Source organism: Acinetobacter sp. SW-226, from assembly GCF_055632855.1.
This window is the reverse complement of the sequence record NZ_CM145752.1, coordinates 3,634,367-3,660,013: the sequence shown is the minus strand read 5'-3', so window position 1 is coordinate 3,660,013 and position 25,647 is coordinate 3,634,367. Positions and strand designations below refer to the sequence as shown.

At 44.8% G+C, this 25,647-nt stretch carries 25 protein-coding genes; 24 read left to right on the top strand and 1 reads right to left on the bottom strand.

Translation table 11 applies throughout. The annotated features are described in order from the left end of the window. Positions 1-2: 2 nt before the first annotated feature. Positions 3-668, bottom strand: a complete 666-nt coding sequence (locus tag ACZ8ZH_RS17340; RefSeq protein WP_086210688.1) for an epoxyqueuosine reductase QueH — start codon at positions 666-668, stop codon at positions 3-5. Between the two features lie 372 nt (positions 669-1,040). On the opposite strand from ACZ8ZH_RS17340, the gene ACZ8ZH_RS17335 reads away from it, so the two are divergent. The 24 genes from ACZ8ZH_RS17335 (at position 1,041) to ACZ8ZH_RS17220 (ending at position 25,420) form a co-directional block, all read left to right on the top strand. Continuing rightward, complete coding sequence (locus ACZ8ZH_RS17335) at positions 1,041-1,163, top strand: hypothetical protein (protein WP_265733404.1); 123 nt, start codon at positions 1,041-1,043, stop codon at positions 1,161-1,163. A gap of 575 nt (positions 1,164-1,738) precedes the next feature. After that, on the top strand, positions 1,739-2,656 hold the full coding sequence (locus ACZ8ZH_RS17330; protein WP_058952405.1) for a LysR family transcriptional regulator: 918 nt from the start codon (positions 1,739-1,741) through the stop codon (positions 2,654-2,656). A gap of 240 nt (positions 2,657-2,896) precedes the next feature. Further along, the gene (ptsP, locus tag ACZ8ZH_RS17325) at positions 2,897-5,761 is read left to right on the top strand and encodes a phosphoenolpyruvate--protein phosphotransferase (protein ID WP_119064543.1); all 2,865 of its coding nucleotides are present in this window, start codon (positions 2,897-2,899) and stop codon (positions 5,759-5,761) included. A 7-nt stretch (positions 5,762-5,768) separates the two neighbouring features. Next, positions 5,769-6,701 (top strand): 1-phosphofructokinase, encoded by a 933-nt coding sequence (gene pfkB / locus ACZ8ZH_RS17320; RefSeq protein ID WP_119064464.1) that lies wholly within the window; start codon positions 5,769-5,771, stop codon positions 6,699-6,701. A 4-nt stretch (positions 6,702-6,705) separates the two neighbouring features. Next, the gene (locus ACZ8ZH_RS17315) at positions 6,706-8,415 is read left to right on the top strand and encodes a fructose-specific PTS transporter subunit EIIC (RefSeq protein WP_110974460.1); all 1,710 of its coding nucleotides are present in this window, start codon (positions 6,706-6,708) and stop codon (positions 8,413-8,415) included. Positions 8,416-8,716: 301 nt separating this feature from the next. Continuing rightward, positions 8,717-9,340 (top strand): beta-ketoacyl synthase chain length factor, encoded by a 624-nt coding sequence (locus ACZ8ZH_RS17310; protein ID WP_119064462.1) that lies wholly within the window; start codon positions 8,717-8,719, stop codon positions 9,338-9,340. After that, positions 9,334-10,137, top strand: coding sequence for a lysophospholipid acyltransferase family protein (locus ACZ8ZH_RS17305; RefSeq protein WP_086210684.1), 804 nt, complete (start codon positions 9,334-9,336; stop codon positions 10,135-10,137). The genes ACZ8ZH_RS17310 and ACZ8ZH_RS17305 overlap by 7 nt, the downstream gene beginning before the upstream one ends. Further along, positions 10,130-10,390, top strand: a complete 261-nt coding sequence (locus ACZ8ZH_RS17300) for a phosphopantetheine-binding protein (protein WP_005090854.1) — start codon at positions 10,130-10,132, stop codon at positions 10,388-10,390. Before ACZ8ZH_RS17305 ends, ACZ8ZH_RS17300 begins: the two co-directional genes overlap by 8 nt. 9 nt (positions 10,391-10,399) lie before the next feature. Continuing rightward, on the top strand, positions 10,400-10,648 hold the full coding sequence (locus tag ACZ8ZH_RS17295) for an acyl carrier protein (RefSeq protein WP_058868645.1): 249 nt from the start codon (positions 10,400-10,402) through the stop codon (positions 10,646-10,648). Beyond that, positions 10,645-11,199, top strand: a complete 555-nt coding sequence (locus tag ACZ8ZH_RS17290; RefSeq protein WP_086210682.1) for a COG4648 family protein — start codon at positions 10,645-10,647, stop codon at positions 11,197-11,199. Before ACZ8ZH_RS17295 ends, ACZ8ZH_RS17290 begins: the two co-directional genes overlap by 4 nt. A 78-nt stretch (positions 11,200-11,277) precedes the next feature. Then, entirely contained in the window at positions 11,278-12,939 is a 1,662-nt protein-coding gene (locus tag ACZ8ZH_RS17285) for an ApeI family dehydratase (RefSeq protein ID WP_119064460.1), read from the top strand. 14 nt (positions 12,940-12,953) lie between these two features. Then, on the top strand, positions 12,954-13,688 hold the full coding sequence (locus ACZ8ZH_RS17280; RefSeq protein ID WP_119064458.1) for a glycosyltransferase family 2 protein: 735 nt from the start codon (positions 12,954-12,956) through the stop codon (positions 13,686-13,688). Positions 13,689-13,705: 17 nt separating this feature from the next. Further along, positions 13,706-14,620 (top strand): LpxL/LpxP family acyltransferase, encoded by a 915-nt coding sequence (locus tag ACZ8ZH_RS17275; RefSeq protein ID WP_119064456.1) that lies wholly within the window; start codon positions 13,706-13,708, stop codon positions 14,618-14,620. A gap of 5 nt (positions 14,621-14,625) precedes the next feature. Next, positions 14,626-16,158, top strand: a complete 1,533-nt coding sequence (locus ACZ8ZH_RS17270) for an HAL/PAL/TAL family ammonia-lyase (protein WP_119064454.1) — start codon at positions 14,626-14,628, stop codon at positions 16,156-16,158. A gap of 9 nt (positions 16,159-16,167) precedes the next feature. Next, positions 16,168-16,587 carry an acyl-CoA thioesterase gene (locus ACZ8ZH_RS17265; RefSeq protein ID WP_005012597.1) on the top strand — a complete coding sequence of 140 codons (420 nt, stop codon included), beginning with the start codon at positions 16,168-16,170 and terminating at the stop codon, positions 16,585-16,587. A 7-nt stretch (positions 16,588-16,594) separates the two neighbouring features. Continuing rightward, entirely contained in the window at positions 16,595-17,236 is a 642-nt protein-coding gene (locus tag ACZ8ZH_RS17260; protein WP_119064541.1) for a LolA family protein, read from the top strand. Beyond that, a complete protein-coding gene (locus ACZ8ZH_RS17255; protein WP_119064452.1) occupies positions 17,211-19,535 on the top strand; it encodes an MMPL family transporter in 2,325 nt (774 codons plus the stop codon). Before ACZ8ZH_RS17260 ends, ACZ8ZH_RS17255 begins: the two co-directional genes overlap by 26 nt. Before the next feature lie 18 nt (positions 19,536-19,553). Next, positions 19,554-20,855: an NAD(P)/FAD-dependent oxidoreductase gene (locus ACZ8ZH_RS17250; protein WP_119064450.1), complete on the top strand. Its 1,302-nt coding sequence runs from the start codon at positions 19,554-19,556 to the stop codon at positions 20,853-20,855. Continuing rightward, positions 20,845-21,402: a DUF3261 domain-containing protein gene (locus tag ACZ8ZH_RS17245; protein WP_119064448.1), complete on the top strand. Its 558-nt coding sequence runs from the start codon at positions 20,845-20,847 to the stop codon at positions 21,400-21,402. The genes ACZ8ZH_RS17250 and ACZ8ZH_RS17245 overlap by 11 nt, the downstream gene beginning before the upstream one ends. Next, positions 21,395-22,591 carry a beta-ketoacyl-[acyl-carrier-protein] synthase family protein gene (locus tag ACZ8ZH_RS17240; protein ID WP_119064446.1) on the top strand — a complete coding sequence of 399 codons (1,197 nt, stop codon included), beginning with the start codon at positions 21,395-21,397 and terminating at the stop codon, positions 22,589-22,591. Before ACZ8ZH_RS17245 ends, ACZ8ZH_RS17240 begins: the two co-directional genes overlap by 8 nt. Beyond that, entirely contained in the window at positions 22,588-23,025 is a 438-nt protein-coding gene (locus ACZ8ZH_RS17235; RefSeq protein ID WP_068909341.1) for a hotdog family protein, read from the top strand. Before ACZ8ZH_RS17240 ends, ACZ8ZH_RS17235 begins: the two co-directional genes overlap by 4 nt. Beyond that, a complete protein-coding gene (locus ACZ8ZH_RS17230) occupies positions 23,022-23,747 on the top strand; it encodes a 3-ketoacyl-ACP reductase FabG2 (protein WP_068909339.1) in 726 nt (241 codons plus the stop codon). The genes ACZ8ZH_RS17235 and ACZ8ZH_RS17230 overlap by 4 nt, the downstream gene beginning before the upstream one ends. Beyond that, complete coding sequence (locus ACZ8ZH_RS17225) at positions 23,747-24,970, top strand: beta-ketoacyl-ACP synthase (RefSeq protein ID WP_119064444.1); 1,224 nt, start codon at positions 23,747-23,749, stop codon at positions 24,968-24,970. The genes ACZ8ZH_RS17230 and ACZ8ZH_RS17225 overlap by 1 nt, the downstream gene beginning before the upstream one ends. Before the next feature lie 15 nt (positions 24,971-24,985). Continuing rightward, the gene (locus ACZ8ZH_RS17220; RefSeq protein WP_119064539.1) at positions 24,986-25,420 is read left to right on the top strand and encodes an excinuclease; all 435 of its coding nucleotides are present in this window, start codon (positions 24,986-24,988) and stop codon (positions 25,418-25,420) included. The last annotated feature ends 227 nt before the right edge of the window (positions 25,421-25,647 follow it).

Genomic DNA, 25,647 nt, shown 5'->3' with positions numbered 1-25,647 from the left:
AATCAGCTGTCCTGATCCATAGCATTTGAATAGAACTTTTCTCCGAGTTTGATGCGCTCACGGCCTTGGCTCATGCGCCAGCGGTTGCTATCCCGCAGTGAATACACGCAACCACAGTATTCTTGTTGATAAAATTCTTCACGTTTGCTGATGTCTAGCATGCGTACCGCACCGCCATGTTTGCGCCAGTTATAGTCCCAGTACTGAATGCCTGCATAATGTGAAGCAGAACGGTGTCCGCATTCATTGATCTGTTGCATATTCTTCCAACGGGAAATGCCGAGAGAGCTACTGATTAGGCTAAAGCCATGTTCTGCCGCATATAACGCCGTTCGTTCAAACCGCATATCAAAACACATGGTACAACGGATGCCTTTCTCTGGCTCATTTTCCATCCCTTTGGCACGTGCAAACCAGTTGTCTGTGTCGTAATCACAGTCAATAAATGGAATATGATGTTTTTCTGCAAAGCGAATATTTTCTTCTTTACGAATTAGATATTCTTTCACGGGATGAATATTGGGATTGTAAAAAAAGATGGAAAAATTGATACCTGACTCAATCAGGGTTTCCATGACTTCACCTGAACAAGGTGCACAGCAGGAATGCAGGAGCAGTTTGTCATGACCTGTGGGGAGGGTAAGTTTCTGACGTTCGAGCTTCGACATATTGAATGGTTATATATTTAAACCAGACAGTTTAAAACGTCTAAGAGACAGATCAATCCAGATTGGGTGAAGAATTCTCAGGATGAGCTGATGAATTTTCATGATCAAAAGCGAGTTGAGTCGATGATTAAGATATGCACTTAGCCTTGTAATGGATATAGAGAGAACATTTGAGAGGCCTAAACTTGCATAATGGATCGAGATTCGTCATCATTTACACAAAGGGTGTTTAACAGTTGTGTTAGATAGGTATTCGTTGAAGGCGGGCCACTTCAACAGCAAGAAAGAGAGTATCTAACAGTGCTGCATTTTTTTACTACGCCTTCTAATAAGGAATTGGAGTGTCGTCATAATTTCCAATTTGAAACTGATATGCGTTTGATCCAACGCTGTAAATTTCTTGAAGATCAAGATGAGAAAAAAGCCATTCAACATCTTTTAAAAGAACGTGGTTATACCAAAGCTGAGATTTTAAAACTCACGATTGATAGTTAAGTTAAGATTGAAAAGAGCTTCCAAAATAGGAAGCTTTTTTGTTTTTGCATGCCTTGTTTTGTATCTCGTTAGTTTGAGATACAAACGACTTTTGCTCCCTGCTTACATGATGCTTCACGTGGAACATCAAAAACCAAGGCTGAGGCAAATAATGTAGTGTGCTTTAGTTGATTGGAGGTGTTCGAAAACATCAGCTTTATATAAATGAGATGAATATTACTCAGGTATACAATAGGGAGGGTTGAGCTTAACCCATAAGAAGTGTTTAGCTGTGGTTTTTAACTTGTAGTTGATCGTGCCAATCATTTTCTTTACTTGTTTGAGAGTTGCTTTCATGTCTAAAACAGGCTTCAGCAGTAAATTGTGGCTTGCATCTCTGGGTTGTTGATCGTGTGCTGAATATATTTACATACCGTGTAGGGCGGTAAAATTTTTGTTATAGACAGCATGATTTAAAATTAAATAATGAAATAAATTAATAAGTTTAATTTAAAGGTGAAAAATATTAAGTATTAGGCGTAATTATCAGTTAAGCTATACCGTATCTATTAAAATTAAACCTTGAGTTGCGCCAGATGTTAGAACTCCGCCATTTAAAAACTTTGACCGCCTTAAGAGAGCATGGCTCATTGGTCGCTGCTGCAGGGGATTTGTGTTTAACCCCTTCAGCACTATCGCACCAGTTGCGTGAGCTTGATCAATGGTTTGGTGTGGAGGTGGTGAATCGTCGCAGTCGCCCTGTTAGTTTTTCGAATGTTGGACAGCGTCTATTAAAGCTAGCGGATGAGGTGTTACCACAGGTACAAATTGCACAAAGTGACATTACCCGTATCGTACATGGGCAAACAGGACGCATTACCTTTTCTTCTGAGTGTCATAGTTGTTTTGATTGGTTAATGCCGTTGTTAAATCAATATCGTCAGCAATATCCTGATGTTGATTTGGACTTTGCTTCAGGCTTTGAGGCGAACCCGCATGAATTACTACAGACGGGCGAATTTGACCTATTGATTACAGCCGACCCGATTGCATTAAAAGGGGTAGAATATTTCCCAATTTTTGAGTACGAGTCACGTTTGGTCTTATCCAATACCCATCCTTTGGTTCGCGCTAAAGAGATTACTGTACAAGAGCTTGCCGAAGAGACTCTTATTACCTATCCAGTTGATAAACATCGTTTGGATATTATGTCGCGTCTGTTTATTCCAGCCAATATTCTGCCAAAACAAATCCGTACCACCGATCTGACTCAAATGCTGATCCAGTTGGTGGCAAGTGGTCGTGGTATTGGTGCGTTGCCAGACTGGGTAGTGAATGAATATGAACAAAAAGGCTGGGTGACTTCACGTCGTTTGGACTGTGTAGCACCTGAAGGTTTGCGTCGTACTCTCTACGCTGGATATCGTACTGAAGAAAAAGAAAAAGACTATTTTGAAGGCTTTTTAAAGCAGCTCGATAAATTTGCCAAAAAAAGAGCGCAATACTATATCTAGTTGAAAAATAAAAAGAGGAGGAACATATTTCCTTCTCTTTTTTTAACTATTCTTAACTATTTATAATTTATGAAAATTTTTCTTCATAAAATATTAAACCTTTATTCACGATAACAATCATTTAAATGATTGACTAAAATATACAGATTTTCGGGTAAATCCTGAGTAGAATTCGACTTTTATTTTTTCTCCAGTAAAAAAGGCATGGCTTCTCACTATGCTGCTTTGCAAGGACGTTTTATGCTCGCGCTAGATATACAACATGTTCGAATGAAACAACACGCCACTGATAAGGCACAAGCGTTGCAATGTCTAGTCGATATCTTAGTCGAAGACCAATTGGTTACCCCTGATTATATTCATGGCTTGACCGCGCGCGAACAACAAAGTGCAACGTATTTAGGGCAAGGAATTGCCATTCCGCATGGGACGCCTCAGTCGCGCCAATCTATTTTAAAAACAGGTATTCGTCTGGCGCACTTTCCTGAAGGAATTGTTTGGGACGGTGAAAATAAAATTTATTTAGCGGTGGTGATTGCTGCGAAATCAGATGAGCATTTGCAAGTCTTACAAGTTTTGACACGGGCTTTAATTAACGAGGTCGCTGACCAAGTGAAACAGGCTCAATCTGCAGAGCAAATTATTGCATTATTACAAGCCCAACCAGCATCTTTGGCATTGCATGAAAATTTAATCGCCACTCAAGTTCCCGCACTAGATGTAGAGGATTTGATTTGGCAGGCAACACAGCTGCTGAAACAGCAAAAAATGGTGGAGTGTGGTTTTCTGTCGGGTTTAAACCTAAAAAGCATGATTCATTTAGGGGAGGGGGTCTGGTCGATCACTTCGAACCAGCATGTTTTGAGCCCAGCTGTAAGTTTGGTAAAAGCGGAACAGGTTTTAAGTCATCAGCAGGAAATGCTCAAGACTTTGGTGTGTATTGCCAGTAATGAGCAACTGGATATGCCACGGTTTCAACAATTAATGGATATTTTGTTTGATACTGAACAAGTTCATACCCTCAACCAAGAGCAAGATAGTCACCAGTTGGCGCAGTTAATTGGTGCTGAACTGATTCCTAATTGGCCATCTCGTCGTATTGTCTTAGCCAACGCTCATGGACTACATGCGCGTCCCGCGACACACTTGGTCAATATGACCAAGAAATTTGCAGGGGATATTCTCGTTGCTGTAGATGAGGGGGCTTACGTTTCGGCAAAAAGTTTAACCAAATTATTAGCCATGGGATGCCGTCGTGGTCAAACTCTGACTTTTATTGCACAACCTGATACCGATGCTGTAGCAGGCTTAGAACAGATTATTGATGCAGTTCAACAGGGCTTAGGAGAAGAGGTTGAAGCTATTGACCTTGTATCTCATCAGCATAGCAGTAGTGACCCAGTCGGAAATACTTTGGAATTACTGCGTTTTGAATCACATGGCGATACGGGGAGCTGCGGTATTGCAGCATCAACTGGCCTTGCTTTTGGTCCTGCACATGTGGTGAAGCCACGTGAATTTAGCTATGAACGTCTCGGACAGAGCTTTAAAGCTGAGAATGAAAAGCTTGAAATTGCGCTTCATCAGGTGAAAAACAGCTTACGTCAATTCATTGCACATACTGAATCTACCGCCATTAAACAGATTTTCATGGCACATTTGGAAATGCTGGATGACCCAGACCTCATCCAAAGTGTGCAACGCGGTTTAAAACAAGGGTTGTCTGCTGCGGCGGCTTGGCATGAGCATATTGAAGTGGCTGCGACTGCGCAGGCTGCACTTAGTGATCATTTACTGGCAGAGCGTGCGGCTGATTTGAGAGATATTGGTGAGCGTGTTTTGGCTGCTTTGTGCGGTGTTGCTGAGGTCACAGAACCCGAGCAACCTTATATCTTAATTATGCATGATGTTGGTCCAAGTGATGTTGCTCGTCTGAATAAAGACCGGGTTGCAGGTATTTTGACTGCGGTTGGTGGGGCGAGTGCCCATAGTGCTATTGTGGCACGTGCTTTGGCTATTCCAGCGGTCGTAGGTGCGGGTGCAACTGTTTTAAGTATTGAGAACCATGCCACCGTGCTGATTAATGGGGATACAGGTGAGTATGTGGTCTCACCAGAGCCAAGCCAGATTGATCATGCCATTGCAGAGCGCCAACGCCAGCGTGAGTTACGAGAACAAGCGGAACAGCACTGTTTAGAACCTGCCATTACACTGGATCAACATCAAGTTGAAATCGCAGCCAATATTGGCAAAGTGGGCGCTACGATACAGGCTGTGGCAGATGGGGCAGAAGCAATTGGTTTGCTACGCACAGAATTGGTCTTTATGTCACACAGCAGTGCGCCTGATGAGGCTACACAGGAAGCCGATTATCGGGTGGTGTTAGATGCTTTGGCGGGTCGTCCATTGGTGGTACGTACACTTGATGTTGGCGGGGACAAACCTTTGCCGTATTTGCCTATTGAAAAAGAAGAAAATCCATTCTTGGGCTTACGTGGTATTCGTCTGACTTTACGTAAGCCAGAATTGTTACGTCAGCAATTGGTTGCTTTACTTAAAGCGGCGGATAATCGCCCATTAAGGATTATGTTTCCTATGATTGGGCGGGTTGAAGAATGGCGAGCAGCAAAAGCGATTTTGGATGAGGTTCGCATACAGCATCCATGTGAAAACTTACAAGTCGGTATTATGATAGAGGTTCCTGCGGCAGCATTGTTGGCTCCGATTCTTGCTCAAGAAGTTGATTTTTTTAGTATTGGAACCAATGACTTGACTCAATATACTCTGGCGATTGACCGTGGTCATCCGCTGTTGTCTGCTGAAGCTGATGGCTTACATCCGAGTATTTTGTTATTGATTGATCATACTGTTCGGGCAGCACATCGGCATGGTAAATGGGTGGGCATTTGTGGTGAATTGGCTGCTGACCCAAAAGCTGTGCCTGTATTGATGGGCTTGGGCGTGGATGAGTTGAGTATGTCGAGTACCAGTATTCCATTGGTGAAGGCGCAAATTCGTGGTTTGAACTATATAAATTGCCAACAGGTCGCACAGCAAGCCTTAAGTTGTGACAGTGCAACCGCCGTACGTGCATTGGTGGAGTAATTACCGAATGGCTAAGATATTAAGCATTACCCTGAATCCTGCAATTGACCTCACCGTGCAATTGGATCAACTAAAAATTGGCGAGGTCAATCGTCAGTTAACGGCCCAAAGCCATGCAGCAGGTAAAGGCTTAAACGTGGCACAGGTCCTTAAGGATTTGGGACATGAACTGATTGTGAGTGGCTTTTTGGGGCAAGAAAACCGTCAAATTTTTGACCATCATATCCAGCAAGAGCAATTTGATAACCAATTTATTTATGTTGCAGGTGAAACACGACAAAACATTAAAGTTGCAGAAGCCTCTGGTCAGATGACAGACATCAATGGCAAGGGCTTTTTTGTGGATACCGCCGCAAAACAACAGCTACGTGAACGCCTATCACAACTGATTTTTGCAGTGGATGCGATTGTGATTGCAGGTAGTTTGCCACAAGGTTTTTCTGCAGAAGAGCTTTCAACGCTGATTATATGGTTACAGTCTGAGGGTAAAAAAGTCGCAGTGGATACCAGTGGTATTGCATTGAAAGCGGCAATTGCTGCCCATCCTTGGTTGATTAAGCCCAATACGGATGAGTTGACGGAAACTTACCATTTGCCAGCAGAAACTTTTGCAGAACAACAGCACCTTTTTGCCCGTTTAAATAGTCAGATAGAACACATTGTGGTCTCGATGGGTGAAAACGGGGTGAACTGGCTTCACCGCACACAATCCCTGCATGCTACTGCACCGAAGGTCAGCGTCCAAAGTACGGTGGGTGCAGGAGACTCCTTAGTGGCAGGGATGATTCATGGCTTGTTGAGTTCAACTTCCCCAGAAGAAACATTGAAAACAGCAACCGCAATTGCGAGCAATGCCGTGACCCAAATAGGGTTTGCCCTTCCAGAATTTGCTGTTATTGAAGATTTGAAATCGCAAATCTCAGTCCAATCATTGAGTTAATACGATGCAAGAGATAAAACATATTCTATTTGTGCCACATAGTCCCGAGCAGCCGATTAATGCAGTGATTTTGGCCAAAAAATTGTCCAAAGCAGCAACAGCACTTGGCATTTCCAATCATGTAGCGACGTCAGTCGAACATCTCGATTTATCAAATGCTATTGATACGGTTGTTTTTGTGGGACAGAAGTCGACAGATACAGATCAACTGCGTGACAAAGTTGTGAAAGTCATTCGTTTGGGTGCCGCACAACATGATGCGACCATACTTTTGCAACAAGTCTTTGAGTATTCAGATGCTGTAGATGAACCTATTGCAGACAATGCTGAGGTTACACGGTTTGTCGCAATTACAGCATGTCCAACTGGTGTTGCACATACGTTTATGGCGGCCGAAGCCTTGCAACAAGGTGCAGTAAAGCATGGTTATCAGATTGATGTTGAAACCCAAGGTTCGGTTGGGGCTAAAAATATTTTATCGGCAGAATGTATTGCCAATGCAGATGTGGTGATCTTAGCAACGGATATTGAGGTCAATACCGATCGCTTTGTAGGCAAACGTGTATATCGCTGCGGTACGGGATTTGCCCTTAAGCAAACCGATAAGACTTTTGCAAATGCAATTGCTGAGGCCAAAGTGCTTGAAACGGGTAAGCAAACAGCCACCAAGACAGAAAGTGAAAACAAAGAAAAAGCTGGAATTTATAAACACCTTTTAACGGGGGTGTCTTTCATGCTACCGATGGTGGTGGCGGGCGGTTTGATCATTGCGATCTCGTTTATGTTTGGCCTCAATCCTGTTGAAGGGAGCTTTGCAGCATCCTTAAAACAAATAGGCGCTGCAGCATTTACCCTCATGGTGCCTATGCTGGCAGGTTACATTGCCTATTCTATTGCGGATCGTCCGGGCTTAACCCCTGGTTTGATTGGAGGCTTGCTTGCAACACAATTAGAGGCAGGCTTTCTCGGTGGCTTAGTTGCAGGTTTTATTGCAGGTTATATTGCGTTATTTTTATCGAAACAATTAAAACTCCCAAGTAGCCTAGAAGCCTTAAAACCAATTTTGATTATTCCACTATTAGCCAGTTTAGCTGTTGGTTTAATCATGATTTATGTGGTTGGACAGCCTGTTGCACAATTGTTTGAATTACTTACACACTTCCTTGCCAATATGGGTACGACCAATGCCATGATCATGGGGATTATTCTTGGGAGTATGATGTGTATTGATGTTGGGGGGCCAATTAATAAAGCCGCTTATGCGTTTACAGTAGGCTTACTGACGTCACAAACATACGGACCGATGGCGATTACCATGGCCGCGGGTATGGTACCGCCATTGGGTATGGCAATTGCAACTTTTCTGGCAAAGCATAAATTTGCCAAACCTGAGCAAGATGCAGGGAAGGCTGCTGTGGTCCTTGGCCTATGTTTTATTTCGGAAGGAGCTATTCCGTTTGCAGCCAAAGATCCGATTCGAGTGCTTCCATGTACGATCGCAGGTGGTGCTGTAACGGGGGCTTTGGTTGCATTGTTTAAATGTGAATTGGTCACTCCGCACGGCGGTGTAATGGTGCTGATCATTCCGAATGCGATGAATTATCCATTAAAATATTTATTGGCGATTGCGATTGGAAGTGTGGTGACTGGTGTAGCTTATGCCGTGATCAAACGCCGTTTGCCACAAACTGAGCCTGTCATTGCTCAAGCTTAATGAAGATCCTTTCTTGTTAAGCCTTTGGTTTGCCAATAGATATAATCAAAGGCTTATGGTGCGATCTTTTAAAATGATACAACGTGTAGGTTAAATGTAGTCCATGTTACGTGGGGATACTAAAAATCCGCCAATTTAGAGGTATTGATAAAAAAAGCGGCAATTTTTTATTGATAAGTGAATGGTATTTCACATTTTTATTTTTGAAAACAACGTGGTTTTGTTATTTTTTGTGAAAAATTTGGCTCGGTGCTATAATTGCGCGCCTGATAATTTGTCAATTTTTTAAACACTGATCATGATGATGCAACTCCACGTATCCCGCTTAAATCTAAGTTCGGTTGATCAAGAATTATCAGCTATAGAACACATTCCTGCGATGCAACGTCGACGTTTATCGCGTCTGGCAAAGCTGGCTTTGAATAGTGCCATACAAGCTTTAGATACCTGCAATGTCGATTATATTGTTTGGGTGTCGCAATATGGCGATGAAGCCAAAACGCTGAATATATTAGAAGATGTCTTGAGAGAGCAAACGCCTTCACCGACACAGTTTTCAACCTCGGTTCATAATGCAATTTCAGGCTTGTATTCTATTTTATGTCAGGATGCGACACCTGCGACCAGTTTGGCAGGCTCGTGGAATGACGGGTTGATTGAAGCCTATGCGTGGTTAAAAACACAGCCCGAAGCCCGTCAGGTTTTGCTGGTGTATTATGATGATGCACTACCTGAAATTTATATCGAGCATCAGCCATTTGCTGCTTTTGCGATGGGTGCTGTGATTTCATTAGCGCCAGCAAATTTGATTTTAGAGTCAGAGCATCACATCGCTCAAGATCCTGCTTATCAACAAGCTTTAGCGTTTAATGCGTTTTGGAACAATAACAACGAAACCGAATTTGAAGTGTGGACAAAATGCTGAAACTAGATGAAATCAAGCAAAAAGCCAACTATGCATGGCGTGTTGGGGCAACGGGCTTTAGCTTTGCCAGTTTTGGCTTAGGCGGTGTGGCGATTGGTAGTTTGATTGCACCAATGGTCAAGCTGAGTTCACAAGACCCAGAAGTTCGCAAGCAGCGCACCCAAAAGGTCATTAAGCACAGTTTCAAAGGTTTTACCGAGATGATGGTAAAACTGGGCATTATGACCTATACGGTTGAAGGTTTAGATAAGCTACAGCACAGCCAGCAAGAGCTGGTGATTGCCAACCATCCGACACTGATTGACGTGGTGGTTTTAATTGGTTTAATGGAACAAGCGAATTGCGTTGTGAAACAGGCGCTGTGGTCGAATCCATTTACCAAAGGTCCTGTACAAAGCGCAGGCTATATTTTAAATGCAGGTTCCGAGCAGTTTATTCAGGACTGTGTACATAAATTACAACAAGACCATGCTGCCTCATTGCTCATCTTTCCTGAAGGAACACGGACGGCCAAAGGTGAGCAGTTGAACGAGTTCCAGCGTGGTGCAGCCAATATTGCACTAAGGGCAGGGGTACCGATTCGGCCTGTGCTAATTAGCTGTACGCCCTCTACACTCACCAAAAACGAAAAATGGTATCACATTCCAGAACAGCCTTTTCATATCCATGTAAAAGTCTTGGATGCGATCCGCGTGGAAGACGTATTGGATGACGTAACGGTCAATCCAAAAAATGTACGTCAATTAAATCAACAATTACAGTGGTTTTTTAACCAAGAGTTATCCCTAAATGACTAATCTTGCTGATGAATTAAAGCAAATGATTATTGATGTCCTTGCCCTTGAAGACATCAGTATTGAAGACATTGATACAGACGCGCCTTTGTTTGGCGATGGTCTGGGTTTGGACTCGATTGATGCCCTTGAATTAGGCTTGGCATTGAAAAAACGTTATGGCATTCATTTGAATGCAGAGTCTGCAGAAACCAAAGAACATTTTAAATCAATTCAAAGCTTAGTGGCTTTGGTTGAAGCACAGAAAACAGCATAAGAGGTTGCTATGCTTGCACAAGAAACCGTGTTAGAAAAATTACGTGAATGGATGGAAGAGCTGTTTGAAATTGCGCCTGAAGATGTGCAATTAGAGTCAAACCTAGCTTCAGACCTCGATGTTGACAGTATTGATGCCATTGATTTGGTCGTAAAAATTAAAGAGTTGACCGGCAAACAAGTCAACCCTGAAGACTTTAAAAATGTGCGCACCGTAGAAGATGTGGTGGTCGTCATTCAGAATATGTCAGTTGCATGAACAACATCTTAAAAGGGGTAGCAGGGATCGGATTGATCCTCTATCCTTTTTTTGTTGCTTATGCTTTGGCACATGGACAGTATGTCTGGGTCAGTGCTGTATTGATTGCACTGGGCATTTTACGTCTCTTGAGTAAGGGCAATGCCCTGCTGTGGCCATTGACAGGTTTTGCCATTTTATGTGGCGGGCTGAGTTTGATTTTAAAAGATCATGCGTGGCTTAAACTCTATCCTGTCTTTATGAGTCTCGGGGCGCTGTTTATTTTTGCCAGCACCTTGATTCGACCGCCTTCAATGATTGAACGTTTTGCACGTTTGGCTGAACCCAATTTGCCCGAAGAAGGGGTAGAATGGACCCGTCAAGTGACCAAAGTTTGGTGTGGTTTTTTTTGCATCAATGCGGTCATTGCCCTGATCACTGTTTTCTTTGCACCGATGAAGATTTGGGTGCTGTATAACGGTTTGATCTCTTATGTCTTGATGGGTGGACTGTTACTGGGTGAGTTTGTGTTGCGTAAACGCCAGCAACGACTGCATCAGGCACAGAAATAACAGCATTTCCGTCAGGGCAGCTCAAACAGTGGCCTCGAACTATAGCGATTAGAAATACGGTTTTTAAAAACAAATTTTATGTCTTGTCATTTTCAACACCATCTCCATTCATCGCGTCCCTTGTGTATTCAGGCGGACTCAAGTTTTGTGTCCTTTCACACTTTTTGGTTGGATGTAGCTGTGCAGGCTACGCAAATTCAGCAGTTGGAACAGCCAGTATGGGCGCTTTGGGAACAAGACAGTTATGAGTTTTTGGTATTGTTGTTTGCAGCCTTGCAAGCAGGTAAGCAAGTGCTGTTGCCGCCGCATCGGGTCAGTGACTTAGAAAAAGAATTGGCTGAACAGCAGATTTATTTTTTACAACGTTTGCCGTCGACAGCATCGTCAACCTTTGAGCTTCAATTTGATGCTGCCTTTCTCAATCAGGCACAGCTGTATTTCTATACTTCGGGTTCAACAGGGCAGCCGAAAAAGATTCCGCGCACCTTGCAACAATTGTTCAATGAAGTCTGTGGTTTGGAAGCCAGTTTTGATTTGCCTGAGCGGGCAGTTGCGATTGCCACGGTGAGTCATCAACATATTTATGGTTTGTTGTTTAAGCTGTTGTGGCCCTTAGCCAGTGGACGTAGTTTCTACCAAAAACAACTGGCTTTCCCTGAAGATGTGGTTGATCTTCAAAAGAAAATTGCCCATCTGCAACTGCCCAATTATCTGATTTCAAGTCCTGCATTGTTGAAGCGCTGGACCACAGATGTGGTGTTGCAAGACTGCCATCGGGTCTATTCCTCTGGCGGAAAGTTGGATGCAGGTGTGCGTCCTTTGCTGAACCGTCCCATTACCGAAGTGTTTGGTAGTTCTGAAACAGGCGGGATTGCTCACCGTCAGGCGGATGATGCACTATGGACACCCTTTGCCAATGTCGAAATTAACTGCGCCGAGCAGCAAGATTTAGCCGTTAAAACCAACCATGCCTATAGCGAGGATTGGATTCTGACGGGAGATAAAGTGCAGGTTATGGATGCAGATAATCCCAAAAGTTCGTTTCAGTTGTTGGGGCGTTTGGATCGCATTGTCAAACTCGAAGAAAAGCGGTTAAGTCTCGATGCGATTGAAGCAAAAATCGCTGAGTTGGCAGAAATACAGCAGTGCCATGTTTTAATTCATGAAAAAGAACAGCGTCAGATGTTGGCGGTGGTGGCAGTGTTAACGGATGATGCAAGGGTGCTGCTCATTGAAAAGGGCAAAGCCGTACTCACCGCACAACTGAAAAAACACTTACAACTGAAATTGGAAAGTATCGCGATTCCGCGGCAGTGGCGGTTTTTAACGCAAATGCCACAAAATGCACAATCGAAGCTGAACAAACAGTATTTAAAATCACTCTTTCAGCCGATGACTCTGCCTGTGGTATTGACACAGCAGTCACAGGATATGCAGATCACTTATGCTTTGGAGTTTGTGCCTGAGCTGGAATGCTTTAAAGGGCATTTTCCGAACTTCCCGATTTATCCGGGCGTAGGGCAAATTGGATTTATTCAACATTTTGCCAAACAAAATTGGGCAGATTTACTGTGGTGCAATGGTTTTGAGCAGTTAAAATTTCAAGGACTGATCCAACCCTATCAAACGCTGGAACTGGTGCTCAGCCGTAAAGTACATAAGATCAGTTTTGAGCTGAAAAATCATGACAAAATATTGGCATCAGGACGTTTGCTGTTTGCTGTCCCTGTAGACGTTTAAGCCGAGAGACAAAAATGAAACACTGCTTTGTGATTCCTGTGTATAACCATCCGCATTATTTGGCTGCGTTACTGTCACATTTAAGCGCTTTTGAGTTACCCATCATTATGGTGAATGATGGCAGTGATGCTGATTGTACAACAGTGTTACATCAGCTTGCGCAGGACTACCCAAGGGTCGATTTGGTTGAACATACCCACAATCAAGGGAAGGGGCAGGCGGTGATCACGGGTCTCAAGCATGCCTTTCAATGTGGCTATAGCCATGCTTTGCAACTGGATGCGGATGGACAACATGATTGGCAGGATGTGCAACGCTTTTTAGACACCTCTATCCAGCATCCCGATGCCATGGTTATTGGTCAGCCGATCTTTGATGCGACTGTTCCAAAAAAACGTCTCTATGGCCGTTATGCAACCCATATTTGGGTGTGGATTAACAGTCTGTCTTTTGACATTAAAGACAGCATGTGTGGCTTTCGTGTTTATCCTTTGGCGCAGACAGTGAACATTCTAAATACAGCCAAGTTTCAACCGCGGATGGGCTTTGACTCGGAAATTTTGGTGCGTTTGAAATGGGATAATGTGCCGTTTATCAATTTGCCCACGCATGTCGTTTACCCTGAAGGTGGCATTTCACATTTTGATGTTTGGCGTGACAATTTGGGCATGGCGCGCGCGCATAGTCGCTTGTTAGGTGGCATGCTGCTGCGGTTCCCCAAACTGATTTATCAGAAAGTCAAAGGTTAAGGCGGTCAGAGAAGCATATGCAGAAATGGAGCGCCGTGAAAGAGCGGGGCGGGATGTTACCGCTGATGCTGATGCTGGGTTTCTACCGTTTAGGTGGGCGCTGGCTGTGTCGGGTCATCTTGTACTTTGTGATTTTATGGTACTGGCTCTTTTCCAATACCGCGCGTCAGGCTTCTCTGTTGTACTTAAAAAAACTGCATCATTTTGCAGGTGCACAGTCACCGTTTCAGGCTGAGCCGCAGCTTTGGCATAGCTATACGCATTTGATGCAATTTGGCGAATGTATTTTAGATAAAATTGAAGGTTGGCTTGGGCATATTCCTGAACAGAACTTAAAGCTACATGGTCATGCGCACTTTCGCTCGCACTATCAAAAAGGTGCGGTGATTGTGGTGTCGCACTTTGGCAATATTGAATTGTTGCGCGCCGTCAAAGCAGAGCATCCGCAGAGAATTAATGTGTTGGTCTATCAAAAGCATGCCACCAAGTTCAATCAATTTTTAAAAAAGCTGAATGAACATGCCGATGTCAATTTGGTTTCTGTGGATGAGTTGGGGATCGAAACAGCACTGATTTTGCAGGATAAATTGGATCAGGGTGAATGGGTGATTGTGGCAGCAGACCGCGTACCCGTGCAGTCAGATCGGGTACAATCGGTTGCTTTTTTAGGTGAGCAGGCGCTGTGGCCACAAGGCGCATGGATTTTGGCCAGTTTGCTGAAAGCTCCTGTGCTGGCTGTGTTTTGCTATCGAGTCGATACACATTTTGAAGTGCATATCCATCAAGTCGCGGAGCAGTTAAACTGGCCACGTAAAGAGCGTTTACAGGCCATGCAACAGACCACACGACAGTATGTGGAACTGTTGGAACAACATTGCATACGCGCACCCTATCAATGGTTTAATTTTTATAATTTTTGGAATAAAGGATAAGTCTTGTGTTAATTGTTGGGGAAACTCCGCTCAGTATTGAAGATGTTGTGGCTGTAGCGCGTAAAGAAAAACAGGTGGCATTGCCTGCCTCTGCTGAATGGACAGCATTGATTCAACGTGGCGCAGATTTCCTCGATCAGCTGTTGCAAGACGAAGGCGTCATTTATGGCGTGACCACGGGCTATGGCGATTCGTGCTTGGTCGAAATTCCAGCCCATCAAGTGCATGAGTTGCCACTACATTTGTCGCGTTTTCATGGCTGTGGCATGGGACAAAACTTAGACTTAATTACCGCACGTGCTGTCGTGGTGGTGCGTTTATGTTCTTTAGCACGCGGTTATTCGGGTGTTTCGCATGCCTTGTTACAGCGTTTGGCCTGGATGCTGAATGAAGATGTGATTCCGGTGATTCCCTCGGAAGGTTCGGTGGGTGCCAGTGGTGACTTGACGCCTTTGTCTTATATCGCTGGGGCCTTGGTCGGTGAGCGTGATGTGTACTATCAAGACCAGATCGTACCGATTGCACAAGTGTATGCCGAAAAAGGTGTACAGCCTTTGGTGATGCGTCCTAAAGAAGGCTTAGCCCTGATGAATGGTACAGCGGTTATGACCGCGATTGCCTGCCTGAATTATAAAAAAGCCGAACAGATTTCTTTTGCCAGTACTTTGATTACTGCCCTGAATGTCTTGGCTTTAGAAGGGAATCCAAGCCATTTTGATGAAGTCTTGTTTGCGCAGAAACCACATCCGGGACAGCAACATATTGCAGCTCAGTTACGTGACTGGTTAAACAGTGAAGTGCAGACTGAACACCAAAGTTCGCGCCTGCAAGACCGTTATTCATTGCGCTGTGCACCGCATGTGATTGGGGTGTTTGAAGATTCTAAAGTCTGGCTACGTCAGTTTATTGAAAATGAGCTGAATTCAAGTAACGACAACCCATTGATTGACCCAGTGAACCTACGGGTACTGCATGGTGGACATTTCTATGGCGGACATATTGCCCAAGCCATGGACAGCCTGAAGATTATGATCGCGAATATTGCAGACTTGATGGATCGTCAGTTGGCGCAGTTAGTCGACTATAAAATGAACAATGGTTTGCCACGCAATTTAACCGGCTCAAGTCCTGAGCGTTTGCCGCTGAATCATGGCTTTAAAGCGGTACAAATCGCGGTTTCGGCATGGACGGCAGAAGCATTAAAACAAACACTCGCTGCGTCGATTTTCTCACGCTCAACCGAATGTCATAATCAAGACAAAGTCAGTATGGGCACTATTGCTGCGCGTGATGCCAGCCGCGTGATTACCCTGACTGAACAAGTGATTGCGGCACTCAGCTGTGCAGCGGTTCAGGCGGTCAAACTCAAAGGGGTAGATACAGAACTCAGCCCTGTTTTAACAGCATTTCAACACTGGGTACTTCAGAGCTTCACCTATGTAATGGAAGATCGTCCTTTGCAACAAGAGCTTCAGGCATTGGTTCATCGCTTGGAGCATTTAGAACTGTTAGACAGCATTGCTGTTCAATATTCATAGGAAATGGGCATGCATGCTGATGTAATCATTGAAGTGCCTTTTCATGATGTCGACACCATGAATGTGGTGTGGCACGGGCATTATTTAAAATATTTTGAAATCGCACGTTGCAAACTGCTGGATCAATTTCACTATAACTATAACCAAATGCGTGACTCGGGCTATGCATGGCCGGTGATTGAAAGTCATGTCCGCTATGTACAAGGCATTGAGTTTGAGCAAAAAATTCGTGTGCGCGCCGTTTTGAAAGAATGGGAAAATCGCTTAAAAATCGAATATCTGATTTTCGATGCGGTTTCAGGCAGAAAGCTGACCAAGGGTTATACCTCACAAGTGGCAGTACATATTGAAAAACGTGAAATGTGCTTCCAGTCACCACAGGTGTTGCTGGACTGTTTAAATGCATGGCCTGAATTTAAAGCGGAGTAATGCAAGCATGATTCGATACAAATTTTTTAAGCCGATTTTGGTTGCATGTACAGCCAGTATGATGACACTGCTTGCTCCCGCAGTGAATGCACAAAATACTGAATTGAAGCAGGTGTTTGCTCAGCTCGGTGCAACGCCTGTGGTGCGTGCCCAATTTGAGCAGCAGAAAAAACTGGCCGCTCTGAATAAAACCTATGTGTCCAAAGGTACGGTGCTGTTCAGCAAAAACCAAGGGGTGCTGTGGCAGATTCAAAGTCCAGTCAAAGCCGATTTGGTGGTGACACCGCGTAAGCTGGTACAAAAGACGCAGCGCACGTCCAGTCAAATTGAAGTCGATAAGACTCCTTATGGCTCTGTAGCGACGATGTTTTTACAGTTGATGTCGGGCAATGAAGTGGCACTCGCTAAAAACTTTAACGTGGTGTCTGCCAATTATAGTCCGACGCAGTGGAATGTCAGTTTGACACCGAAAAGTGGTCTGTTTAAAAAGCTTTTTGTCCAAGTTGATGCGCAAGGTCAGCGTTATGTAGACCGTATTACGATTTTGGAACAAGCCAATAACCGCACCATCATTCGTTTTAGCCAACAAACGGCTCAACCTCAAACTTTAACGGCTGCGGAAAATGCGCTTTTCCAATTGGCAAAATAAATTTAGCGCCCTGTGGCTGTTGGTGCTGTGTGTCATTGCTTTGGCACTGGGCGTGGCTTGGCTGAATAAAGGCATTAAGATTGAGACCAATATTTTTGCTTTGTTGCCTGAAGCCCATCAAGATGCTCATCTGGAACAAGCACAGCAATATGTCAGTCAGCAGTTAAATGACAAAGTTTTTGTGGTGCTGGATGCCAAAACAGATCAGCAACTCGAACAGGCAACGCAAGCACTCAAAACCCAAGCCGACCACAGTCAGCTGTTTTTACCTGTTCGTCCACAGCTTGATCCTGATCAATTTGCCCAAGCGCTGTATCAGCACAAAGCAGGGCTATTATCTAAGACAGATCAACAGATTGTGCAAGGGCAGGATGATGCCGCGTTGATGGAGCAGGGCTTATTACAACTGATGAGTCCGGGCATGCCAATCACGGCTGACATGCTCAAGCAAGATCCTTTATTGCTGTTTCCGCGTTATGCAGTGGGTTTAAGTACTTTACAAAGCAATGCCGATGTCAACTTAGAGCAGGGCTTTGCGACCATTCGTGATGAGCAAGGTATCTCGCGCCTGATGGTACTTCAGCTCAACAACAGCCCCTATAACATTGCCTACCAAGAGCAAACCGCTGCTTTTATTCAAAATATCAATCAGCAACTCAACCAGTTGCAGGTTAGACCACACTGGACAGGCACACTGTTGTTTGCACAGTTTGGCACCAATTCTGCCAAAGAGGAAATCTCGACTATTGGCGTGGGTTCGACCATCGGAATATTACTGCTGGTCTGGTTTGGCTTCCGTTCGATACGCCCGATGCTGACGGAAATGGTTGCAGTAGGTACCGGCAGTCTGGTGGCCTTTGCGGTGACGTATTGGGTTTTCGGTGAAATTCACCTGATGACACTGGTCTTTGGCGCCAGTCTGATAGGGGTCTGTGTCGATTTTTCATTTTACTTTATGGCCATGCAGTCTCAGCATCGAAAGGTGGATGGATTTGCAGTTCTACGGCCATTATTGCCAAGCCTATTTGTGGGTTTGATGACCACATTGTTGGCTTATGTAGTGCTGAGTTTTACCCCATTTCCGGGTTTTAAGCAGATTGCGGTCTTTTCCATGGTTGGACTGAGCGCCGCATGGGTGACCAGTATTTTATTGCTGCCACGTTTGCCTGCGTTGAATGCGGAACCTGCGATACGTGCACTGGGCTTTATTGGCAAAGCACGCAGTTATGTGCAGAGTCGAAATACGCTGCGTTATAGCATGATTGCACTGATTCTACTGGTGATGGGTAGTAGTCTCGCCTTGCTGAAAAGCAATGATGACATCCGCAATTTACAAAGTATGGATGCCACTTTAAAGCAGGAAGATCAATATATTCGTTCGCGTTTTATGCAACAGCAAAGCAGTGAATACTTTGTGGTACAGGGCAGAACCCCAGCAGAGTTGGAGCAGCGCGAACAGCAACTACTGGCAGAGCTTGCGCCCTTGCAGCAGGCTGGAAAGCTAGATGCTGTACAAGCTTTAGGGCAATGGATTCCATCGCTTGAGCAGCAAAAACACAATATTGCGATGTTACAGGCGATTCCCCAGCCTGCTTTGGTGGAATATGCGCAAGCGTTACAGCTCAATACCGCCGATGTTTTAAACTGGCAAGCGCATTTAAAAGACCAGCCGTTGCTGACCGAAGCCATCTTTAAAGATCATCCTCTGCATTTTTTGCAGATGAGTCCGACAGAACGTTTGGTGATGCTGCAAAATGTGCATGATGTACATGCCGTACAGCAGCTTGAGAATGCTGATGTGCAACTGTTACGTCCCGTTCATCAACTGTCTGAATTGTTTAAACAGCACCGTGAGCAGGCACAGTGGCTATTACTCAGCGCTTTGCTGATTTTAGCCATTGGCTTAGGGGCACTATATGGCAAAAAATCAATTCTGCCTTTGGTGTTGCCTGTCAGCATGGCCTTAATGACCACGTTTGCGATTCAAGCATGGCTGGGTGTCGAGATTAATTTATTCAGCATTATGGGTACCTTCCTAATCATTGGGATTGGGGTGGACTATGCGATTTTCTACCGCCACGGACATGATCATCCGCAGGTGGTGGGGATGGCTTTATTCCTGTGCATGATGTCGACGTTTTTTAGTTTTGGTTTGCTGTCCTTTAGTCATACCTATGCCATTCACAGTTTTGGCTTAACAGTGTTGCTAGGCGTTATTTTTTCATTTATTTATGCCACACTTTTTACATCCTCCGATGCAAAACATGTGGTGGTTCAACAATATCAGCCAAAGAGCTGAGTCAAAGGGTACAGTGCAATGAGCACCATGCAACAGACAGATGTTTTAATTATTGGGGCGGGACCATCAGGCAGCTCGGCTGCAGCTTTGCTACGCCAAAAAGGCCATCAAGTCACGGTGATTGAAAAGCAATATTTTCCGCGTTTTTCCATTGGCGAGTCTTTATTGCCGCAGTGTATGGTGTTTTTAGAAGAAGCGGGTTTATTGGAAACGGTGCGTGCACATGCCGACGAATATGCCTTTCAGTTTAAAAATGGCGCGGCTTTTTTAAGAGGCAGACAGCGTAGTTTTTATGACTTTACCCAAAAATTTAGTGAAGGCCCAGGCACTACATGGCAGGTCCGACGTGCCAACTTTGACCAGCTTTTGGCACAGCAAGCCGAAAAAGTGGGCGCGGACATCCGTTTTGGCCATGAAGTCTTGGCCGTCGATGTCAAATCCACACAGCCGATTTTGACGGTCAAAGATGCGCAAGGCAACAGCTACCAAATTCAAGGCAAGTTCCTGTTAGATGCCAGTGGTTTTGGCCGTATTTTGCCGAAGTTTCTCGACTTAGAAAGCCCATCGGACTTTCCTGTGCGCCGTGCGGTCTTTACCCACATTGAAGACGGTCTATTGAATGACCCTGAGTTTGACCGTGAGAAAATTTTAATTACCGTACATGAAAAAGACCACCGTGCATGGTATTGGCTGATTCCCTTTGCCGATGGGCGTTCTTCATTTGGCATCGTGGCGGAGCAGGATTTCTTTGAAAAATATGGTTATGACGGTAGTGCAGATTACGATTTAGAAGCCTTGCAAAAACGTATTTTGGCCGATGATGCCAGTTTGTCGCATGTGCTGCGCCATGCCAAACATGATACTCCTGTGCGGACTTTGGTGGGCTACTCTGCCGATGTGAAACATTTGGCATCTGAAAACTACGTGCTACTGGGCAATGCCGGTGAGTTCCTCGATCCTGTCTTTTCTTCGGGAGTGACTATTGCTTTGAAATCGTCCAGTCTAGCTGTGCCATTGGTTGAGCAAGTGCTGCAAGGTCAGGCAGTCGATTGGATGGAGCAATATGAAAAGCCGCTGCGTAAAGGCATTCAAGTGTTCCGTGCCTATGTCGAGTCATGGTATTCAGGTGAATTTCAGGATGTGGTGTTCTCTATCCATCAGGATGAAAAAATCCGCCGTATGATTGCTTCCTTACTGGCAGGTTATGCGTGGGATGCAAGCAACCCGATTCATCGTAATGCCAAGCAACGCTTGAGCACTTTGGCCGAATATTGCCGAGAAGAACAACCAAAAAAAGAGTCGCTGACCGATGAAACTTAAGCTGCGTTTAAAGACCGTCAGTTGGGTTTTAGTCAGTGCTCTGCTTTGTAGTGCTTGCCAAAGCTGGATCCCAAAAGCGCAAGGACTCGCGACCCCGCAGTGGGCTGCGCAAAATTACCAGCGCCAAGACCAAATTGAAGTACAGTGGAAAACTCAGGGTTTCAGCTTTTTGCTGTATCAGCAACAACGGGGGCAGTCGCTTGACATGCTGGCGCTTAGTCTCACAGGGCAACAGTTGTTTAAGCTCAGTTTTGATGGTCAAAAGGTCGAAGTTGAACAGCGGATTGATCCAATGAAACGGTTGCCTTTTGATTATGTGGTGCGTGATATTCTGTATGCCACTTATCCAAATTTTGCTGCCTTACATGCTGCTCAAAGTAATGTATTACAGAAAGCAGATACCATTTATATGCAGCAACAGCCAGTGTTGAAAATTCAGCAAAATGATGGGGTAATTGAACTGGATAATCTGCAAGTGCCTTATCAAATGGTCATCAGTGTGGTGAGCAATACTTTAGAAGATGATCAAGGTGACCATCATGACTAAAAATTTACAACCTGTTCCAGCTGTTGGTATTCAGTTCAGTGCGGCGCTGTCGGCTTTGGGACAAAATGCCGTTGAACTTCAACATGCCTTAACACACACAGAAAATACTTTGTCGCAACGAGAGGATCTGATCGCGGGGCGTTCGGTCTGGGTCGGTGCATCGGATCAAGCCTTGCTTCAAGCAGTGCCTGAAAGCTTGAGCGGTGCAGATTCACGGAATCTACGCTTTGCGCTGACGGCTTTGGCGCACATTGAAACTGAAATTCATGCTTATACAGCACAGTTTGCTCAACAACGTCTTGCTGTGATTATCGGCACGTCAACCTCAGGCATCGCAGATAATGAGTCTACTTTAAAAGCGCAGTTTCAACAGTCTGTACCGCAGTCTGTACAGCACCAAAAGCAAGAAATGGGCAGTTTAGCGAAAGCCTTACAACAGTATTTGGGCTGGGAAGGGCCCGCCTATACCATTTCTACTGCCTGCTCCTCGGCAGCTAAAGCGCTGGCGGCGGGGCAACGTCTGCTGAATGCCGATTTGGCGGATGCTGTCTTAGTCGGTGGAGTCGACACCCTATGCAAACTGACCTTAAATGGCTTTGATAGTTTAGAAAGCTTATCGAGCGGAATTTGTCAGCCCTGTGGTGCCAACCGTGACGGTATCAATATTGGTGAAGCCGCAGGACTGTTTTTACTGTCCAAAACGCCCGCTCCTGTGATGTTACTGTCGAGCGGCGAGTCAATGGATGCATGGCATATTTCAGCACCACATCCAGAAGGACGAGGGGCTGCGGAGGCGATGCAAAAAGCTTTAGATATGGCACAGCTTGAAGCAGGCGATATTGGATATTTGAATTTACATGGGACTTCTACACCGCAAAATGATGCGATGGAAATGAAGGCGGTGCAGACTGTTTTTGCAGATTATCCAGTTGCACTTAGCAGCACCAAACATAAAACAGGGCATTGTCTGGGGGCGGCGGGTGCAATAGAAGCCTTTATTTGCCAGCAAGTTTTATTGGACCAATCCTGGTTGCCGCTACATCATGCAGGTGAGTTGGACGATGCTTTGGCTGGGCAAAATTATGTGCTTACACCGCATTTGAATACACCCATTCGCTATGCGATGAGTAATTCTTTTGCTTTTGGGGGGAGCAACATCAGTTTAATTTTCGGGACGGCTTTGTCATGATGGACGCAGTACAGTTTATTCCACATGCGAAACCGATGGTTTTTGTAAGTCATCTGATTGAAGCCAATGATACATTTGCGATTGCAGAACTTCATATCACAGCTGATTTGATGTTTTGTGAGCCAAATGGCTTGCCCACATGGAGCAGTATTGAGCTGATGGCGCAGACCATTAGTGCCTATGCAGGCTATAAAGGGCAAACCAAGGGTTGGCCACCGAAAATTGGCTTTTTATTGGGAACGCGTAAAATGCAGTTACCCTGTGCCTATTTTAGTTTGGGTACAACCGTGCAGATTCGGGTCGAACAAAGTTATCTGCACGAAGGTTTGGGGCAGTTTAATTGTGAAATTGAATATCAAGAACATCGGTTCAGCGCTATGTTGAGCGTATTTGAGCCTGAAAATATGAATGAAATCATTGGAAAATTAGTGTGAACAGAAGAATTTTAGTCACGGGTTCGAGTCGAGGAATAGGTAAAGCGATCGCTTTGGAGTTGGCAAAGGCGGGCTTTGATGTCACGGTACATGCTCGTTCAAGACAGTCTGAGGCCGAAACGGTGGCTCAGGAAATTCAAGCACTTGGACAGGCCAGCCATGTACTGATGTTCGATGTGAATGAGCGTGAAAATATTGCCGCTATTTTAGAGCAAGATATAGCACAGCATGGTGCTTTTTACGGCGCTGTGTTGAATGCAGGATTAACCCGTGATGGTGCTTTCCCCGCACTGACTGATGAAGACTGGGATGATGTGGTCTCGACTTCTCTGAACGGTTTTTATAATGTGCTGAAACCCCTGATGATGCCGATGATCCGCTTGAAAAAGGGCGGACGTATTGTGACCTTATCTTCAGTGTCTGGGATCATGGGCAACCGTGGTCAGGTGAACTATAGTGCTGCTAAGGCAGGCTTGATTGGTGCGACCAAAGCATTGGCACTGGAATTGGCAAAACGCAAAATTACGGTGAACTGTGTGGCTCCGGGCTTGATTGAAACCGAAATGGTCACGGAAGAAGTGAAAGAACATGCTTTGAAAATGATCCCGATGCAGCGCATGGGGCAGGTGGAAGAAGTCGCAAAAGCGGTGAAGTTTTTATGTAGTGATGATGCCAGTTATATCACTCGCCAAGTGATTTCAGTCAATGGAGGCTTGATCTAATGAAACGTGTTGTCGTAACAGGCATGTCTGGGATTACCTCTTTGGGTGAAACCGCAGAGCAAATTTTTGAGCAGTTTGCACAAGGCAAAAGCGGTATTCGCTATATGCCTGACTGGGAAATTTATCCTGATTTACGCAGTAAGTTGGCTGGCCCAGTGGAGTCATTTACTGTACCGAAGCATTTTAACCGTAAAGTGACCCGTGGCATGGGGCGTGTTGCTTTAATGTCTACAGTATGTGCTGAAAAAGCATTGGAAGATGCAGGTTTACTGCATACGGATATCTTAAAAAGTGGTGATGCAGGTGTGGCCTTTGGTTCCTCTGCGGGCAGTGTGGATGCTGTGCGTGAGTTTGGTGCCATGTTGATTGAGCACAATATGAGCCAACTGAATGCCACGACCTACATTCGTATGATGTCGCATACCAGTGCAGTCAATATGACGGTGTATTTTGGTTTAAAGGGTTTAACCCTACCAACTTCGAGTGCTTGTACTTCAGGTTCTATGGCGATTGGCCAAGCTTATGAAGCGATCAAATATGGCAAGCAAACTGTGATGATTGCAGGTGGTGCGGAAGAGCTCAGTGCAGCGGGTTCAGCCGTGTTCGATGTGCTATTGGCGACCAGTGTGCAAAATGACCATCCAGAGAAAACCCCACGTCCATTTGATGCAAGCCGAGATGGTTTGGTGGTGGGTGAAGGCGCAGGTTGTTTGATTTTAGAAGAGTATGAACATGCGCAAGCACGTGGGGCGACCATTTATGCCGAGATTGTGGGGTATGGCAGCAATACCGATGGTCAGCATGTGACCCGACCTGATTCTGAAATGATGGGCCGTTGTATGCAGTTGGCACTCAAAGATGCACAGCTTACAGCCAAAGATATTGATTATGTTAATGCGCATGGTACCTCGACCGATCAGGGGGATATTGCTGAATCACTAGCGACTGCGCGGATCTTAGGCAAAAAACCGATTAGCTCATTAAAAAGTTATTTTGGGCATACACTTGGGGCGTGTGGCGCCATTGAAGCATGGCTCAGTATTGAAATGATGCGACGCAACCAATTGGTGCCGACTTTAAATTTAGATCAGATTGACAGCGCCTGCGGTGATCTGGATTATGTGGTATCGGGCATGCGTTCAGCAGAAACGCAAACCATGATGAGCAATAATTTTGCTTTTGGAGGGATTAATACCTCCTTAATTTTTAAACGTTTCAAATAAAATGAGGGAAAAATGATGTCTTTTAAAAAAGCTTTTGCAGTAACAGTATTGTCTTTATGTGGGATTGCATCGGCTCACGCAGCTGACCAAATGCATGATTTCAATTTCCAAGAAGCCGTAAACCGTGCTGTCGCTGATGGGGTGTTGGATGGTTCAGTCAAGTTTTATTTAGCGGGCACTAAGTCAGGTGGCAAGGTCATTCAAAAAGGCTTAGTGACCAATAAAAAAACCAATGGTTTTGCTAAATCGGCAGAAAGTTCATGTGATCATGTGCTACGTTCTGCGTTGATTCAGTTCCAAAATACGGCAAAAGCAAAAGGTGCAAATGCCGTGACCAATTTGGTGAGTTTCTATAAGTCCAACGAAACACGTAGCACCACGACTTACCAATGTGCGAAAGGTACGGCATTAGCAGGGGTGGCGTTAAAAGGTGACTTAGTAAAGTTCTAATGTGACTGGTGGGCTGGGTCTTTCTATAAACAAGAGAAAGGCTCGGCTTGATATAAGATAATCATGGTTTTATCGCTCAAGTTAGCGGTTTTCATGAGAGGTTAGGCTCAGTGGCTTTATCTTGTTTAAACAGTAAGTGTGAAGCATGAATAATGATGAAAAGCTGTTCTAGTATGCTGAATTCTAAAATCTTTTTGGCTGGGGGATTGATGCTAAAAGGAAAATTT

Excerpts from the sequence above, each read along its gene's own strand:
- ACZ8ZH_RS17235 (WP_068909341.1), top strand. The coding sequence starts at position 22,588 with ATGATGGACGCAGTACAGTTTATTCCACATGCGAAACCGATGGTTTTT.
- ACZ8ZH_RS17310 (WP_119064462.1), top strand. The coding sequence starts at position 8,717 with ATGATGCAACTCCACGTATCCCGCTTAAATCTAAGTTCGGTTGATCAA.
- ACZ8ZH_RS17245 (WP_119064448.1), top strand. The coding sequence starts at position 20,845 with ATGAAACTTAAGCTGCGTTTAAAGACCGTCAGTTGGGTTTTAGTCAGT.
- ACZ8ZH_RS17305 (WP_086210684.1), top strand. The coding sequence starts at position 9,334 with ATGCTGAAACTAGATGAAATCAAGCAAAAAGCCAACTATGCATGGCGT.
- ACZ8ZH_RS17330 (WP_058952405.1), top strand. The coding sequence starts at position 1,739 with ATGTTAGAACTCCGCCATTTAAAAACTTTGACCGCCTTAAGAGAGCAT.
- ACZ8ZH_RS17265 (WP_005012597.1), top strand. The coding sequence starts at position 16,168 with ATGCATGCTGATGTAATCATTGAAGTGCCTTTTCATGATGTCGACACC.
- ACZ8ZH_RS17275 (WP_119064456.1), top strand. The coding sequence starts at position 13,706 with ATGCAGAAATGGAGCGCCGTGAAAGAGCGGGGCGGGATGTTACCGCTG.
- ACZ8ZH_RS17255 (WP_119064452.1), top strand. The coding sequence starts at position 17,211 with ATGCGCTTTTCCAATTGGCAAAATAAATTTAGCGCCCTGTGGCTGTTG.
- ACZ8ZH_RS17290 (WP_086210682.1), top strand. The coding sequence starts at position 10,645 with ATGAACAACATCTTAAAAGGGGTAGCAGGGATCGGATTGATCCTCTAT.
- pfkB (WP_119064464.1), top strand. The coding sequence starts at position 5,769 with ATGGCTAAGATATTAAGCATTACCCTGAATCCTGCAATTGACCTCACC.
- ACZ8ZH_RS17340 (WP_086210688.1), bottom strand. The coding sequence starts at position 668 with ATGTCGAAGCTCGAACGTCAGAAACTTACCCTCCCCACAGGTCATGAC.
- ACZ8ZH_RS17250 (WP_119064450.1), top strand. The coding sequence starts at position 19,554 with ATGAGCACCATGCAACAGACAGATGTTTTAATTATTGGGGCGGGACCA.
- ACZ8ZH_RS17315 (WP_110974460.1), top strand. The coding sequence starts at position 6,706 with ATGCAAGAGATAAAACATATTCTATTTGTGCCACATAGTCCCGAGCAG.
- ACZ8ZH_RS17240 (WP_119064446.1), top strand. The coding sequence starts at position 21,395 with ATGACTAAAAATTTACAACCTGTTCCAGCTGTTGGTATTCAGTTCAGT.
- ACZ8ZH_RS17295 (WP_058868645.1), top strand. The coding sequence starts at position 10,400 with ATGCTTGCACAAGAAACCGTGTTAGAAAAATTACGTGAATGGATGGAA.
- ACZ8ZH_RS17220 (WP_119064539.1), top strand. The coding sequence starts at position 24,986 with ATGTCTTTTAAAAAAGCTTTTGCAGTAACAGTATTGTCTTTATGTGGG.
- ACZ8ZH_RS17300 (WP_005090854.1), top strand. The coding sequence starts at position 10,130 with ATGACTAATCTTGCTGATGAATTAAAGCAAATGATTATTGATGTCCTT.
- ACZ8ZH_RS17285 (WP_119064460.1), top strand. The coding sequence starts at position 11,278 with ATGTCTTGTCATTTTCAACACCATCTCCATTCATCGCGTCCCTTGTGT.
- ACZ8ZH_RS17335 (WP_265733404.1), top strand. The coding sequence starts at position 1,041 with ATGCGTTTGATCCAACGCTGTAAATTTCTTGAAGATCAAGATGAGAAA.
- ACZ8ZH_RS17260 (WP_119064541.1), top strand. The coding sequence starts at position 16,595 with ATGATTCGATACAAATTTTTTAAGCCGATTTTGGTTGCATGTACAGCC.
- ACZ8ZH_RS17225 (WP_119064444.1), top strand. The coding sequence starts at position 23,747 with ATGAAACGTGTTGTCGTAACAGGCATGTCTGGGATTACCTCTTTGGGT.
- ACZ8ZH_RS17280 (WP_119064458.1), top strand. The coding sequence starts at position 12,954 with ATGAAACACTGCTTTGTGATTCCTGTGTATAACCATCCGCATTATTTG.
- ptsP (WP_119064543.1), top strand. The coding sequence starts at position 2,897 with ATGCTCGCGCTAGATATACAACATGTTCGAATGAAACAACACGCCACT.